The 14,935-nt window shown below is 60.4% G+C and carries 13 protein-coding genes and 1 pseudogene; 5 read left to right on the top strand and 9 right to left on the bottom strand.

Annotated features, from left to right (window positions below):
• Positions 1 to 40: 40 nt before the first annotated feature.
• Genes CH291_RS05055 through CH291_RS05065 form a run of 3 tightly spaced genes read right to left on the bottom strand, consistent with a single transcriptional unit; the run spans position 41 to position 3,436 of the window.
• A complete protein-coding gene (locus CH291_RS05055) occupies positions 41 to 1,873 on the bottom strand; it encodes a hypothetical protein (RefSeq protein WP_032391823.1) in 1,833 nt (610 codons plus the stop codon).
• Between the two features lies 1 nt (position 1,874).
• The gene (locus CH291_RS05060) at positions 1,875 to 2,348 is read right to left on the bottom strand and encodes an ABC-three component system middle component 2 (protein ID WP_032391931.1); all 474 of its coding nucleotides are present in this window, start codon (positions 2,346 to 2,348) and stop codon (positions 1,875 to 1,877) included.
• A complete protein-coding gene (locus CH291_RS05065; RefSeq protein ID WP_052053429.1) occupies positions 2,345 to 3,436 on the bottom strand; it encodes an ABC-three component system protein in 1,092 nt (363 codons plus the stop codon). The genes CH291_RS05060 and CH291_RS05065 overlap by 4 nt, the downstream gene beginning before the upstream one ends.
• Positions 3,437 to 4,221: 785 nt before the next feature.
• Between CH291_RS05065 and CH291_RS05070 the strand changes: the two are divergent.
• Positions 4,222 to 4,913: pseudogene (locus CH291_RS05070) on the top strand (Crp/Fnr family transcriptional regulator).
• 137 nt (positions 4,914 to 5,050) lie between these two features.
• On the opposite strand, the gene CH291_RS05075 reads toward CH291_RS05070, so the two are convergent.
• From CH291_RS05075 to CH291_RS05095, 5 genes are all read right to left on the bottom strand, one after another.
• Positions 5,051 to 6,001, bottom strand: a complete 951-nt coding sequence (locus CH291_RS05075) for an aldo/keto reductase (protein WP_032391822.1) — start codon at positions 5,999 to 6,001, stop codon at positions 5,051 to 5,053.
• Between the two features lie 17 nt (positions 6,002 to 6,018).
• Entirely contained in the window at positions 6,019 to 6,591 is a 573-nt protein-coding gene (locus CH291_RS05080; protein WP_032391821.1) for a winged helix-turn-helix transcriptional regulator, read from the bottom strand.
• A 3-nt stretch (positions 6,592 to 6,594) separates the two neighbouring features.
• Positions 6,595 to 7,098, bottom strand: coding sequence for a PaaI family thioesterase (locus CH291_RS05085; RefSeq protein ID WP_032391820.1), 504 nt, complete (start codon positions 7,096 to 7,098; stop codon positions 6,595 to 6,597).
• Between the two features lie 468 nt (positions 7,099 to 7,566).
• Positions 7,567 to 9,243, bottom strand: a complete 1,677-nt coding sequence (locus tag CH291_RS05090) for a CocE/NonD family hydrolase (protein ID WP_032391929.1) — start codon at positions 9,241 to 9,243, stop codon at positions 7,567 to 7,569.
• 221 nt (positions 9,244 to 9,464) lie between these two features.
• Positions 9,465 to 10,085, bottom strand: coding sequence for a TetR/AcrR family transcriptional regulator (locus tag CH291_RS05095; RefSeq protein ID WP_032391819.1), 621 nt, complete (start codon positions 10,083 to 10,085; stop codon positions 9,465 to 9,467).
• A gap of 122 nt (positions 10,086 to 10,207) precedes the next feature.
• Here CH291_RS05095 and CH291_RS05100 point away from each other — a divergent pair, with 122 nt between their 5' ends.
• Genes CH291_RS05100 through CH291_RS05110 form a run of 3 tightly spaced genes read left to right on the top strand, consistent with a single transcriptional unit; the run spans position 10,208 to position 13,379 of the window.
• Positions 10,208 to 11,818, top strand: coding sequence for an AMP-binding protein (locus tag CH291_RS05100; protein ID WP_032391818.1), 1,611 nt, complete (start codon positions 10,208 to 10,210; stop codon positions 11,816 to 11,818).
• Positions 11,815 to 12,624, top strand: a complete 810-nt coding sequence (locus CH291_RS05105; RefSeq protein WP_230598280.1) for an enoyl-CoA hydratase/isomerase family protein — start codon at positions 11,815 to 11,817, stop codon at positions 12,622 to 12,624. Before CH291_RS05100 ends, CH291_RS05105 begins: the two co-directional genes overlap by 4 nt.
• The gene (locus CH291_RS05110; protein WP_032391817.1) at positions 12,621 to 13,379 is read left to right on the top strand and encodes an SDR family oxidoreductase; all 759 of its coding nucleotides are present in this window, start codon (positions 12,621 to 12,623) and stop codon (positions 13,377 to 13,379) included. Before CH291_RS05105 ends, CH291_RS05110 begins: the two co-directional genes overlap by 4 nt.
• Positions 13,380 to 13,672: 293 nt before the next feature.
• On the opposite strand, the gene CH291_RS05115 is transcribed toward CH291_RS05110, so the two are convergent.
• Positions 13,673 to 14,104 carry a MerR family DNA-binding transcriptional regulator gene (locus CH291_RS05115; protein ID WP_230598277.1) on the bottom strand — a complete coding sequence of 144 codons (432 nt, stop codon included), beginning with the start codon at positions 14,102 to 14,104 and terminating at the stop codon, positions 13,673 to 13,675.
• Here CH291_RS05115 and CH291_RS05120 point away from each other — a divergent pair.
• Positions 14,091 to 14,915, top strand: coding sequence for an NADPH-dependent F420 reductase (locus tag CH291_RS05120; RefSeq protein WP_371828543.1), 825 nt, complete (start codon positions 14,091 to 14,093; stop codon positions 14,913 to 14,915). The two genes, CH291_RS05115 and CH291_RS05120, sit on opposite strands and share 14 nt — an antisense overlap.
• Positions 14,916 to 14,935 lie beyond the last annotated feature (20 nt).

Consider the following 14,935-nt stretch of genomic DNA (forward strand, 5'->3'; position numbering starts at 1 on the left):
ATAGTAAATGCTGAAATGTGGCCCAGACCTAAAAACCTGTCTAGGGCACTGGGAAGAATCCATACCGTCCAGTTTCGGAGGCAGTAAACACTATGTCCATTGTCTGATCGTCAAGCGCTTCAGGTGGATCCGTATTCTCCATGACGATGACCTGTCCCGTGGAATTATGCTGCAGGTCTCGATAAAATGCGGCTACGACGTCACGCGGCGGCTCTCCTACATCTACCTGGGGCTGATCTGGAGGTCGGTAGGTTACGAGCGGACTGTCGAGTACAACAAATCCCGGATGCGCGATTACTCGATCGGAACAATACTGCGCAAGCGCAAGAGTGAAGGCACCATGCAAAATTGCGCGAACTCCCTTGCCGTGGGCTGATCGCATCTGATCACCAGCAATAATGTCCTGCACGGATGCGTCGTAACGAACCTCGGTGGGTTTTGGGTAGCCCCATGACTTGAGACGATCTACCAATTCGCGCGAAAATTCGCGCTGAGCCCGCAGGCTGACTGATGTTGACACAGCGGCTGTTTCCGCAGTCGATTCATCGAGGACAACGAGCTTCATCTTTTCGAGAGATTCAATTTGATCATACAATCCCAACGAGCGCTCGACGTCGCTTCGCTTACGGATGTACTCGTTCAGCGCCGAATTATCAACGGCCAAGGTGCGCTCGTCATCTGCTAACCGAGACCTCAATCTCGATTGCTCCGCTGACGACAGGCGAGCAAGTTCCTTAAGTTCTTTTCGACGTACTACGAGGTCGTCGATGGTCGATTGCAGATCATCTGACAACGCGCGGGTACGACGTGACTGTTCATCGATCGCTGAACCAAAATTTGTTGCTTCCCCGTTACAATCAGTGTTGTAGTGTTGGTCCTCGGCCTCCGCGCCACAAAATACACAGGTTCCGACCGCGAAATAGCCCAGCAAGTTTCCCGCCTCCCGCACAGTATCTAGACGCGCGAGGTCCGACAAATACTTTCGGTGCAATAAGAAAAATCGATTCTGCAGCGCGAATGTGTCGCCCCACTCGACTTCAAGCTTAGAAAACTGATCCTGTTGTGATCGGAGTTCACTATTAACCGTCGCGCGTCTCTCAAGTAGACCGCCGATGGATGCGCTCTGCTGCTCAATTGTCGAGTTCAACCGGGCGAGCTGGTCCCGCAATATTGTGGCCTCCGGCGCGTCGGCTAGCGCCGCTTCTAGGTTCGCCAGCATGCGGTCTATCACCTCAATTTTTGCTGCACTCACCTTCGCTACGTCAGATTTCGACTCGACTTCCACCAGATCAGAATCGTCAGAATCCTGTAAGAACATCTTGAGAACCGATACCTCCTTGGTCCTCGTGACGTAGTTTCCCGTCAAAGCCGGCGGTGTGTCAGCCTGCATCTGTGTCTCATCGACCACACATAAGTTGACCACGTTCCGAAAGCTCAGACTGTCAGTCGCATTGCGTAGATTTTTTCGAACCCGGCGCCCATCAAGTCCTATGCACGCAAGGAAGAATCGCGAGATGTTGGTCTCGGACGCGACATTATGCTTTGGAGTCAAAGTCTCATCTGGCGGGGCGAGCGGGCCACTTCGGATGTCTGACCTGTAGAGGCCGAAGTTTCCACCGTCCACCGATCGAGTCAGAGTCACAAGACGCTCATCAGGCATTTGAACGCCAAGCAACACCGTAGAATAATTTTGCCGCTCTGGTATTTCCTTTAACGCGTTAGCACCCATCATAAAATCCAAGGCATCAACTATGAAGGACTTCCCTGTATCGGAAGGCCCACGGACCAACGTCACCGCAGGCCCGAACACCACCCGTGCGGGCTCCACCGTTGCGCCGATGAAGGTCAGATGGGTGAGTCTGATCTGCGACATCTCAGCGCAGCCTTTCCTGGTCGATAACTTGAGCAAATTCCTGTGACCAATGCTTTGTCACTGAACTCATCGCCGCACGCAGGGTGGGCTCGTCTAAAGACCCGAAGTTACCCACAACCCATGATGCCCGCACTCTCAACTGCAACGCATACTCCGTCTGCAGCAATTTTGTGAATCCGTCTGCTGCCTCGCTGGCCCAGAATTCGATGCCTCGCTCGCTTACACCGCCGTGTATCAAGTGAGCACGAATCATCACCTCGAGGCCAGTTTCGATCAGGTGGCGTTTTACGCCCAGCTCGCCTGCGCGTACAGGTACCGGCGGGTGCAGACTTTCCGGTCCCCCAAAGTCTGCGCTATGGAGCAAACTGTGGTCCAGCAATAACAACTGATCCATATCCAGATGCTCGGGAAACGCCTCTGTCAAGACCATCAGGACGCGCAAACCGACCTCAACCGGACTGTTGAGTGGCTTCACGACCTTGCCCCCCGCGCCCACTCCAAGCGAGAGTCATTCGCAAGCTGGTGGCATATGCCCTTGCGATCCTCCGGTCGGGCCACAGACACCAGGGCATGCGCGCTGAGGTCGAGCAACGTTGCTTGGTTTAGTGCCGCTGTCAGTCGGAACATTGCAGAACTATGCTCAGCGTCCACAATCTCAATAACTCCGGCATGCACATCGCCCTGCAATGATTCAAACGTTCCATCCGGTACGGAATCGCGCACGTCCATGCGTAGCGCCTCCGCAGAATAGAAGCTAAGACGTTGGCGCTTGAAATGGTCACCGAACTTCGGATGCTCAGCAAGTAGATTTCCGTCGCTGAGGTCGTCTGCGCACGCTTCAGCATAGACGTTACGTAACTCAACTACATAGTTGGTCTCGTGCAAGCCGAGCTTGCTCGGGGGCTGGGCAACCTCAGATCGAGTTAGCACCGGTCCACCAAACCGCCCATGATGGTATTTCGTTCTTGAATGTGTCTCCAAGGCATCAAGCAGCTCTATCGACCTAAACATGGAGAAGTCTGTCTCCGCCGAGAGGAGTCGGATGCGGAGCAGCACATCGGCGTCTATTTCCTTTGTCAAAGTTCCCGCTGCGTCCAATGCCGCAATGAATTGTGCGCGTAGCTTAGTTGGTTTGCTAAGTAGTCGGTTAAGTGTCCCGCCACAACCTTTCGGCGCGAGGAACTGATAGCTATCCGGCATGACATAGTCCTGCGCGTCGACGTGGAGAAACACTTTGAGCATTTCCGGGTAAGCGTCAGCAGGCCTCAGCTCTCGAGCGTAATGCTTACCCTGGAAGCAATCCCATGCCCCCTCAAGACCAAACTCTGTCTTGAAAGCTGCCACGTCGATCCCTTGATCTCCGGTGCCACCAAGCCGTTTAATCTGAACATAGCTATCTTCCAGGCCACGCGCCCACTCGGCAATAAAGTCCTCCCAGTCACCGCTTGAGTAAAAATAGATCCGTTGTGCAGGTGGAACCGGAGGACCTCCGTGTGTCGACGCCTTGCCGACAGCGGGCCTGGGAAGGTGAGAGAGATCGACGCCGGCCATACCAGTCGTCATACATGCCTCCTCCTAAATCTGCCTAGCGTTGGTTCGACACTCTATTCATGGTCTGACCAAGCTACGAGCGCAACGCTGCAGAACATCGCCGAAATTCCACCACGGCCTGACTATAGTGGTCGGACTTCACAACAGGCAGCCCGCACAAGTCGGACAATCACGTCGTGGCAGAGGCCTACAGGTCCGCGTCGCCGTCAACTTCGACAAGTTGAAGTGCCGTCTCATCTGAATCCGCACTAGGGGAACTTGCAAACGACCGGTCCCAAAGTCGCCGAGATCTAGCCGCGCTCCGCCAACCGATCCTGCAACCGCACCAACGTCGTTCGCATCTTTAGAGCCCCGGCGATCTCGGCCAACACCTCTGGATCGCACCGCCGATACAACTGCTCCGCCGCCGGCTATACCTCACCCTCGGCATCACCGAGCCCCGGGCGCTTCACCAGATCTCACACCGTTTGCTCGGTCGTAGTCACCAACACCGCGCCCAACTCGGTATCGATACGCGTGCCGACAGATTAATCCGAATGAATGAACGAGGCCCGGTGTCCAGGACATGGCCGGTGCTTGGCAAGAGAGTGATGACTATGCGAAGCGAAGCAGTCGGCCTGAGGCGAAACACAAACCACGGGTGGTTAGATTGTCGGGGGGACGGAAAACATAGATCCAACTCAGTCCGCGTCGTTGCGATGGTTAACATCCGCCTAGACGTGGCCGGAGACGCGACTGCGTGACCGCGTGTTCTACAGACGTTGGGGTTGAAGCAAACCAGTCACCCGACTTGGCTCCTGAGGGTCGCCCCTGCCTGTGGGTCGCCCCTTCTACGGGCAGGCATATTTAAAGGTATCGAGCCTTCAGCAGTTGCAGCGTTGACCGGGCAATTTGCGCCTGTCGATTTCCCTCGCGGGCACGTGGTGTTCACCGAAGGCGATCCGGGCGACCGGCTCTACATCATCGTCTCCGGCAAGATCAAGCTCGGCCGCCGATCCCCGGACGGCCGCGAGAACCTGCTGGCCATCATGGGCCCTTCGGACATGTTCGGTGAGCTGACGATTTTCGATCCGGGCCCCCGTACCTCCACCGCCATCACGGTCACCGCGGTCTATGCCGCAAGCATGGACCGCGACGCTCTCGAGTCGTGGATGAATCGGCGGCCTGACATCGCTTACCAGCTGCTACGCGTACTGGCTCGACGCCTGCGCCGCACCAACAACAACCTCGCCGACCTCATCTCCACCGACGTCCTCGGCCGAGTCGTTAAGACGCTGCTTGAGCTCGCACAACGCTTCGGCATCCCGAGGCCGGCGCGGTACGCGTCACGCACGACCTGACACAAGAAAAGATCGCCCAACTAGTGGGTGCCTCACGCGAAACCGTGAACAAAGCGCTCGCCGACTTCACGCACCGTGGCTGGCTGCGCGTCGAAGGCAAAAGCGTGCTCATCTCCGACCCGCACCGGCTCACTGGAAGGGCGCGCTGAACAACGGCCGGCCACAACCTGGACTCACTGGCCCAGAAGTGGAAACCCTGATCTACGCGGGGTCAATGTCTACTATCACGGGCCACACCGCCCAGATCGAGTCCGTCCAGCCACATCCACTGCCTGAGAATTCGTCCTCATTCAGGGATTTGGTTCAGGGCAAGGTCGACTTCCGGTGTCCAGACGAATTGATTGGCAGCCCATGCCGCGGACCACTGCTCGTCGCGGCTGACGGAAATGATCGGGGCGGCGATCTGGGGTTGGTGCATGACCCATGCCAACGCGAGTGAGGCCGGTTCGAGTCCGTACTGGGCAGCCACGTCATCGAACGCGCGCAGACGAAACTGTGCGCGGGGGTCGTCGAGAAGGTGCGCGGTGCCCGACGCGATACTCGCACGGTCACCGTGACCGGGACGCTCACCGTTGCTGTACCGGCCGGCGAGAAGCCCGTTCGCCAACGGTGAGTACGGCGTGTAGAGCAGGCCTTCGGCCTCCACGATAGGGAGCAGTTCGGGATCGTCGCGTCGGGTGAGCCAGGAGTATTCGTTCTGCACCAGAGCCGGCCGAACGAGGCTTAATTTGTCCGCGGTGTGCAAAACCTCGGTCAGATCGGTAGCGGTGACGTTGGAGACGCCGTAGGCGCGAATCGTGCCGTCCTCCACGGCCCGGCTGAATACCGGCAACGAGTCCTTCCACGGTGTATCCGGATCGACACGGTGGGAGAGAAACAGGTCGACGCGGCCGAGCGTATCGATACTGCGCTGCAAGCGTCCCACGACGTGCTCGGGTGACAGGTTTGGGCCGGTGGCAGTGTTACCGGCCTTCGTTTGGATCAGTACATCCGCGTCCGGGTGCGCACGCACCCACTCACCGACAATTCGTTCGCTTGCGCCCTGGGCGTAGATGTCCGCGGTGTCGAACACCGTGATGCCGACCTCGACCGCGTGATCCATGATCGTGGTCGCGCGCGCAGCGTCCAGGCCGACACCGGGAGCAACAGTTCCGGCAATGCCGCCGAAGTTGCCCGTTCCCAACAACGCTGGGCGCAGTTGCCGTCGGAGCATGGATGTGAGGTCGGTCGTGGTCATGACTCGGTCTCTTTCTGTCAGGACGTCGGCGGTGTCATCGGTCTCGATTCGAGCCTGTCGGCGGGTTCGAGTGCAACGGCCACGTCGCGGCTGCGGGACCGACGTTGCGCACGCTGAGTGGTGTCGAGTCGTTTCCGCAAGAACTCGGACGCTTTCGGCCCGGATACGAACTGCGCCTTGCTCTCTGCCAGAGTGCGACCAGTTCGACGGTCCACGAATACCGGGTCGATGGTCTCCCCCGCCTCGTCCACCAATACGACCGCACGATCATCGTCGTCGACGTGCTTGTTGCCCCAGGCATAGAGCGCGATGATCACCGGGGTGAGTTCTCGGCCACGGGCAGTCGGTACGTACTCGAAGCGAGGCGGACGGTCGCTGTATTGCCGACGTTCCAGCAATCCAGCGTCGACCAACGATTTGAGCCTGCGCGTCAACATGTTCGGCGCGATACCGAGATTGCGCTCGAACTCGTCGAAACGACTGAACCCATCGAGCGCATCACGCAGGATCAGCAGAGTCCACCATTCACCGACCTGTTCGAGCGCGCCGGCGATAGGGCAACCCATGCTGTCGAAACTGCTGCTCGGCATGTGTCACCCAGGGGGTATGACCAGCAGGGAACTCGTCCCGGTGGCTACGACATTACCGTCCTTGTCGACTATGGAACCTTCTGCGAAGATGACTCGGGATCCTCGTTTGACGACGGTTCCAGTGGCGATCAACGGCCCACTCGAATCGAGTATGCCTCTGAGATAGCTGACGTTCAGGTCGATCGATGTGTACCCGGTTCCGGCAGGCAGCGTGGTGTGCGCCGCGCAGGCAATCACTGTATCGAGCAGAGTGCACGCGAGACCGCCGTGCACAGTGCCGATGGGGTTGTAGTGCGCCTCGGACGGAGTGCACTCGAACACCACGGTGCCGTCCTCGACCTCAACGGGATCGAACTGCATCAGAACCGCGATCGGTGGCGGTGGCAACTCACCCGCCGCCAGAGCCCTCATCACCTCGAGCCCGCTCATCTGCGATGCCTCTCGCAGAACCGATTTCGGAGGCGTCCAGGTGAAAGTCTGCGAGCGTTGTTCTATTTCGGTTGTCATGTCCGTCCTTCAGAAGTGGCAACACGCCAGTGCGTAACTATCAAAACGATAGTCAGTATGCGCTGCATTGAGCAGATTGCATAGTGGCATTCAGCCGATGGCTGCTGCCGTCCTGCCCATTCTTGGATCCAGATCTGCACGAGCCGTTTCGCTCATGACGAAAAGCCATTCCCCGGTCCAGTGGCGATCCCGACAGACTCCGCCGTGCCGACACGGCGGTTGCGTGCAACGGTGAGAGTCCGCTGCTGCAGACCCGCAGGATCGGATGCACCACCCGGCAAGAGCGGCGGCATCCGTACAGACCCGCACGTCGAAGCCGACACGCAAACGGACTCCGCCACCGAGTTTCGGTTTTTCAAATCCCCTTGCGTACAAGCCTTCACGGCGCGTCGCGATCGACTCGTCGAGTTCCCAAATGTCCGCGACGGGTGCATGAGCGTGCAGCGATCCCCGTCGGTGGCTTTGCGGTCAGGCTGGAATGACGGGCAAGATGAGGCGTGAAGGACGTGTGGTGTCGTGGTGGACGATTTGGTGGGCGACTCGAGTCGTTGTACCGGTGGTGGGGTCCTCGCCGGTGTTGAGGTTCCGGTCCCAGCGGGGAAAGTTGCTCGAGGTGACCTGGACGCGGAGTCGGTGTCCGGTTCGAATGACAATGCTTGTAGACCAGAGGTCTATTTCGTGTTCGTTGACCCGGCCGTTTTCGGTAGTGACGCGGGTGATGCCGTCGACGATGTTGAGTGAGCGCCCGTCTTCGTCGACGTCGCAGAGACGCACCACCCAGTCGGTCGACGGGCCGTCGGTGGACGCAAAGATCGAAGCCGCGACTCGTCCGGTGATTTCGAGATCTTCGGTGAGTGGTTCGGAGGTGTAGACGAGGACGTCGTCACGTGCCTCGACCTTCGCTTGATCGAAGGCACCCGCAGGGTAGGAGCCAGCCATGACAAGCGGACCGCCGGTGGTGGTCACCGGGTCTGCGGGATCGTAGGTGTAGGTCGACGCGGACTCGAGAACGGTGGGTGCCGACACCGACAACCCTCCATCGGGGTGAAGATAGAACGCGGTGGCACGGGCTCTGTCCAGGGGCCATGTTTCCTCGTGGCGCCATTCGTTGATTCCCATGACAAAAATATCGACACCGGATTCGTGTGCGACATCTGCGGGCTTGTCGGCGAGGAAATGGTCGAACCAGTCGAGCTCGATCCCGGTCATAGTTCCGTCGGGGCTGGGTGGGAGGGACCCGAGGCCGTAGTAGACGTCGCCGAGATGTCCTGGGACGGTACTCAAGTGGCTGGTATGTGCCCACGGGCCGACGATCAACCTACTGGTCAGACCCTGCTGTCTGGCGTCGACGAAGTTGTCCAGAGACCCTTGCTGGAAGACATCGAACCATCCGGAAACGTTCAACGACGGCACAGTCACGTCCCCGTGGCGCCCGGCGACGCGTGCTTCGTCGATGCTGGCTTCATCACGGAGACCGCGTTGGGTTCCGATGTCCGGCAGGCCCGTTCGCGCGAGGGCAGGAGAAGCGCCGGAGGGAAGTTCCCAGTAGGTCTCGTCGGCGAGGTGGTCCAGGTCATAGATTGTGGTGCCGACCTTGGCAAGAAGATCGTCGACGCTTGTGCTGGACTTGGGATAGTGCGAAAGAGACTGCGCCAGCGACCAGTACAGGTTGAGTCCAATTTCGAGTGCGCCACCTCGATAGAAGATGCCGTCAGTGGGTTCGCTCCATGTCAACTGCGGTGCAATCACGGCGAGATGCGGCGGATTGGCGACGGCAGCGGCCCACTGTGTGTTGCCTGTGTAGCTGGCGCCGAACATTCCCACCCGGCCGTTGCTGCCGGGGATCGTCGCGGCCCATTCGACGGTGTCGTATCCATCTGTACGCTCGAACGCCCAGGGAAGCCACTCCCCGTCCGACTTGTAACGGCCCCGAGTGTCTTGGTGGATGACGATATAGCCGCGTTGTACCGCTTTGAGCGTATCGAGCAAACTCGAAACCAGTAACGGCATCTGCTTGTCGTACGGGGTGCGCTGGAGCAGCACGGGCCATGGCCCGTCGCCGGCGGGGCGGTAGATGTCGGCCCGCAAGACGACACCGTCTCGCATGGGGACAGACACGTCGAATTCTATTGTCGCTGGGCTCATTCGATCCTCTTTCGCAGTCTCGACCATTGCAGTCAACGGTGGCGGACACCACCCAGTGGGTTCGATCCGAAAAACGTACTGTCCGGACCGTTCTGTCGTCGCACCGCGTCGCGAAACTCTATCGGGTACTCAGACGATATGAAACGTACCCTCTCGAGGGGTCGCGTGGACCTTTTCGACTGTAAGAATTCTGGACCCGTTCTCGACGCGAACTTCTGCCGTCAGCGTAGGAGTCCATTGAGGAGCAGATGGCCGAGTTCAGCGAAGGCGTCGGCGGCGGACAGGCCGGTTCGATCGAGGAGAACCCCCGACTGCACACCCTCGATGGCCAAAGCAACCAACTGAGAGGCGAAGACGCCGTCGCGCGCGGAGAACACGCCGTCGGCAATACCGCCGTCGATCAGCTCACGCACCCGCTCCGCGGCTTTCTCGGTGTTGCGCCGATAGATCTCTGCCGTCGGCTCGAAACCGATCATGTCGGCGTAGAACGCGCGCGAGTTGCGGCGCATCGCATCCGCCACGCCCCCGAGGTACGTCGTAATCTGTTCCCTCGGATCATCCTGCGCCGCCACGGCGATCTCGATGGCCTCGGCCGAGGATCCGAAGAACTTTTTCGTGGCCAGAACCACGAGCTGCTCTTTGGTGGTCGCCACGCTGTACAGGGTCGCCTTCGAGCAGTGCAACCGCTCGGTGAGCTCCGCCATCGTGACCGACATGAACCCCTCGGACAGGAAAATGTCCTCGATCTGCTGCACGAGAAGTTCGCGCCGCGCAACGTCCACTCTCCGACGTCGCGGCGTGCGAGCCGTCGCGGCACTGCGCGAAGCAGGGGTGGCAGGCATGACCGAAGTGTCCCACAGGCCTTCGCCTCGGGCATCAGCCGAATCGTGTCGTTGTCAATTCGCTATCCGTCGGGTACTTTGCTGGGTACGCGCAGATAGCCATTAGTACCCAGGAGGTTGTCATGCCACTCGACGTCGATCTGCGCATCAGCGAGATCCTCGATACCTATGCCGATCCCGCTGCAGACATCGCACATCTTCTCTGCGACAGGCATTCCCAGGACCGCACCGCGCTGACGATCGTGACGGAAGAGCACGGGAACGTGATGTATTCGTACGGTGATCTGACCGCATCGTCGATGCGCGTGGCGTCCTACCTCCGTGAGCAGGGCATCGGCCCCGGCGATCGTGTCGCGACCGTGATGGGTAAGAGCATCGACCTGGTCAGCGTGATCCTGGGGATCTGGCGGGTCGGCGCGGTGTACGTGCCACTGTTCACCGCATTCGCCGAAGCTGCTGTCGGGTCCAGGATCTCGGAAGCATCCGCGGCACTGGTCTTCACCGACCGAGATCAACGACACAAAGTCCCCGAAGGTCCCTGGACCGCAGTCGTTCTCGACGACGGTCCCGACGGAATCCGCGCGCATCTCGATCTACTGCCCAGTTCACCCGTCTTCTCGACCCCGGTCGGGGGCGACGCCCCGTTGGTGCATATGTTCACCTCCGGCACTACCGGAACCCCCAAGGGCGTCGTCCATCCCGTGCGCTACGCAGCCGGCTGGGTCAGCTATCTCGAGTTCGGGCTCGGTGCGGACACCGACAGCTCCTTCTGGTGCGGTGCCGACCCGGGCTGGGCCTACGGTCTCTACACCGCGGTCGTCGCACCACTCGCAGCAGGCATCCCAACGGTTCTTCTGCAGGGCGGCTTCTCTCCCGCGTCCACGTGGTCGACCCTTGCCGATCTGAAGATCACCGACTTCGCCGCCGCCCCGACCGTATACCGCGGCCTGCGTGCTTCCGGGGTCACACCACCGGATGGTCTCGCCCTGCAGCGGTTGTCCAGTGCCGGTGAACCGCTCACGCCCGAAGTCAACGAATGGGCCTCCTCGACCCTCGGGTTGCGGGTACACGACCACTACGGTCAGACCGAGTTGGGTATGCCCATCGGCTACCCCCACCACCCTCAGCTGCAACGCGAGATCACCGACGGCACAATGGGACCCGCCCTACCCGGATGGACCGTGACCGTACTCGAGGCCGACACCGACGAACCCGCAACCCCGGGCACCATGGGCAGGCTCGCCGTCGTCGTCCCCGACAGTGCGTTCATGACCTTCACCGGTTACGCCGGTGCCACGGCACCGAGTGACCGATTCTGTTGCGGCGGAATCTATTTCACCACCGGCGACACCGCCGGCATCGACTCCAACGGTATCGTTCGTTTTTCGTCCCGAGACGACGACGTCATCATCATGGCCGGCTACCGCATCGGACCTTTCGACGTCGAATCGACCCTGCTGCGTCACCCGAACGTCACCGAATGCGCGGTCATCGCCGCGCCAGACGAAGTCCGAGGTGAAGTCGTCGAGGCCTACATCGTCCTTGCCGAGGGAGTTTCGGGCACCGACGCTGTCATCGCCGAATTCCAGACCTGGGTGAAGACGCACTACGCCGCACACGCCTACCCCCGCCGCGTCCACCTCGTAGATCGTCTCCCCAAGACGCCCAGCGGCAAAATTCAACGTGCAGAACTTCGGCGTCAGCGGCGGGCTCTCGATACGGATGCATCGTGATTACCGATGCGCCGGTCGTTCTCGTGACGCAGAACGGGCCCGTGCGCACGCTGACGATGAACCGACCGCACCGACGAAATGCGTTGGACAACACTCTCGTCGACGCACTCGAGATCGCATTGACTGGCGCCGAAAACGACGAAGAAACTCGCTGTGTCCTTCTGGCGGGTAGCGGACGAAGCTTTTGCGCAGGTGCCGACCTGCAGTACTTCCTCGCTCTCCAGGACGAACTCGGTAGTCCCATTTCGTTTCTCCGCCGTGTCTCGGCAATGATCACCCGATTCGAGACGAGCCCGCTCCCGATCGTCGCGGCAGTACACGGTCATGCCGTGGCAGGAGGTCTGGAATTGGCACTGGGATGTGATGTCGTCGTCGCAGCAGAAGACGCGCTCATCGGCGACGGACACATTCGCAACAACCTCGTACCGGCAGGCGGGTCGAGTGTGCGGCTACCCCGCAAGGTCGGCGACGCGATGGCTCGGTGGCTTTCCCTCACCGGTGAGCTGGTCACACCCGACCGCCTCGCGCAGGCCGGGTGGATTCACACCATTGCCAACCCCACTGACCTTGCGACGGCAGCTCTTACGGTGGCCGAGCAACTCGCTGTGGTCAGCGGCCCAGCTCAATCACGATTGAAGACACTGCTGTTCGAGCTCACCACCATGAACGCCACCGATGGCCTGGAAGCAGAACTCACAGCCTTCGACGGCCACTGGGAATCGAACGACGTGCCGTCCAGCCTCCGCGCATTCCTCAACGACAAAGCTACATCCGCATCCACACTCGAGAACAAAGGCCGCACATGAACCGATACAACGACCAGGTCGTGCTCGTCACCGGCGGAGCTCAGGGCCTCGGTGCCGCTATGGCCACCCGCTTCGCTGCCGAAGGCGCAACCGTTGCCATCGGTGACGTCAACATCGATGCGGCCACTACGCTGGCAGAGTCCATCCAGAGGCAGTACGGCACCGTCTGCACCGCCCGGCGAGTCGACGTCACCGACTCCGCCAGCGTGAACGAATGGGTGAATATCGTAGCGGGAGAGCAGGAGCGGATCGACGTACTCGTCAACAACGCAGGCATCATCCGCGACAACAAGATCGACGACATCGACGATGTCGACTGGCACACCGTCCTCAATGCATCGTTGACCGGTTCGTTCTACTGCACCCGAGCAGTGTTGCCACACATGCGCTCTCGCCAATACGGGCGCATCGTCTCCTTCTCGTCGATGAGCTGGCGCGGCAACTACGGACAAGCCAACTACGTCGCCGCCAAGGCCGGCATCGTCGGACTCACCCGCACCATCGCACTCGAAACCGCCCGGCACGGAATCACCGCCAACGCCATCGCACCCGGCCTGATCGAAACACCGATGCTCGCATCGATGAATGCCCCCGCACGCGACAAGCTCATCTCCAAAGTGCCCCAACGCAAGACAGGAAACCCCGAGGACATCGCCGAAGCCGCCGCCTACCTCTGCTCCCCCGCTGCCGGCTACGTCAGCGGCATCGTCCTCGACGTCGACGGCGGACTCGGCATCGGATCCTCCATCCGCTGAGCCCTGTCGCAGACGTTCGGTACGATGTAGCGACACTTGGGTTCGATCTCCGCGGTATGGATAGACCCGCCAACGACGAGCGAGGGCTTGTTGACGATCGTAAATCGCACTGATGGCATGCGGCGAAAACTATCTGTAGGAGAGAACAGGACCGTCGCCAATCGTCGACTCCACCGGCCGCGAAGTCCGAGTGAAAACTACCGACCCCGACGACACCGTCATCTCCGTAAGTGTGCGGGTCCGCACAGCATCGACCCGACTAGGTGCCCTCGGTGAAGTCACGGCGTCATCCGTCAGGATGCCTGCTCAGTCGACCGTTGCCCGTCCCGTGCCGTCGACAGGATCTGAGGCGCAGCCCGCGCCATCGCGTCGAGGTAACTGGTGATGGAGTCGCGGTTATGAGTAAGAAAGTCGATCTTGTCGTTCATCCGGTCACGCTCGTCGACCAGTAACGCATACAGCGCGGGGTCGGCGTTTTCCACCACGAGCTCTTGCGGCTTACCGAGGCACGGCAAGATGTTGGCCACGATCCGTGTAGGGATCCCGGTATCGACCAGACCACGGATCTTCTTGACCCGGTCGATCAGGTAGTCGTCGTACACCCGGTACCCGTTGTCGAGACGGCGTGGGCTGATGAGACCCTGCTCCTCGTAGTAACGGAGCATCCGCGCCGCGACCCCGGTCTTTTCCGCCAATTCACCGATCCGCACAGTGACTCCCCTCACACGATTTGACCTTCACACTAATGGCAAGGTTGATGATAGAGGAAACCGGAGGCACCAGGAGGACTTCATGAAGATCGGCATCATCGGAGCGGGCTCGATCGGCTCGACCATCGCCCGGCGGCTCGCCCGCCGGGGACACGAGGTAGCCATCGCGAATTCGCGCGGCCCCGAGACGATCTCGGCTGCGGCTCTGACTACCGGGGCGCGCGCCGTGACCGCCGCCGAGGCCGTGCGAGATGTCGAGGTGCTCATCGTGTCGGTGCCGATGAACCGCAACGCCGATATCGCCGCCTTCGTGAGGACGGCGCCTGAAGATGCTGTGGTTATCGACACGTCCAACTACTACCCCATGCGGGACGGCGCAATGCCCGCCTTCGACGACGGACAAGTCGAAAGCGTATGGCTCTCCCAGCTTTTCGGTCGTCCGGTGGCGAAAGTGTGGAACGCGATCACCTCGCAGTCCTTCGACAACAAGGCCACCGAGGCCGGCGACCCGAACCGTGTGGCCATCCCAGTCGCCGCGGACTCAGGCACCCATCGAGCGCTGGCGATGTCGCTCGTCGAGGAAACCGGTTTCGACGCTGTCGATGCCGGAGTCCTCGCAGACTCCTGGCGTCAGCAGCCAGGAGCCCCCGTCTACTGCACGGATCGCACGAAGTTGGCCATGCCCCGCTGGCTCGCCGCAGCCGAGAAGGCTCGCGTCCCGCAGCGCCGCGACCTCGTGATGAGAAGCATCGGCGAATACATCGACGAAGGCGGCACCATCGACGGGAAATTCCTCGTCGCCATCAACCGCGCCTGCTACAGCTGACACCCCCACTCTTTACTAAC

Origin of the sequence: Rhodococcus sp. 14-1411-2a, assembly GCF_002259485.1 — a bacterium.
Taxonomy (GTDB): Bacteria; Actinomycetota; Actinomycetes; order Mycobacteriales; family Mycobacteriaceae; genus Rhodococcoides.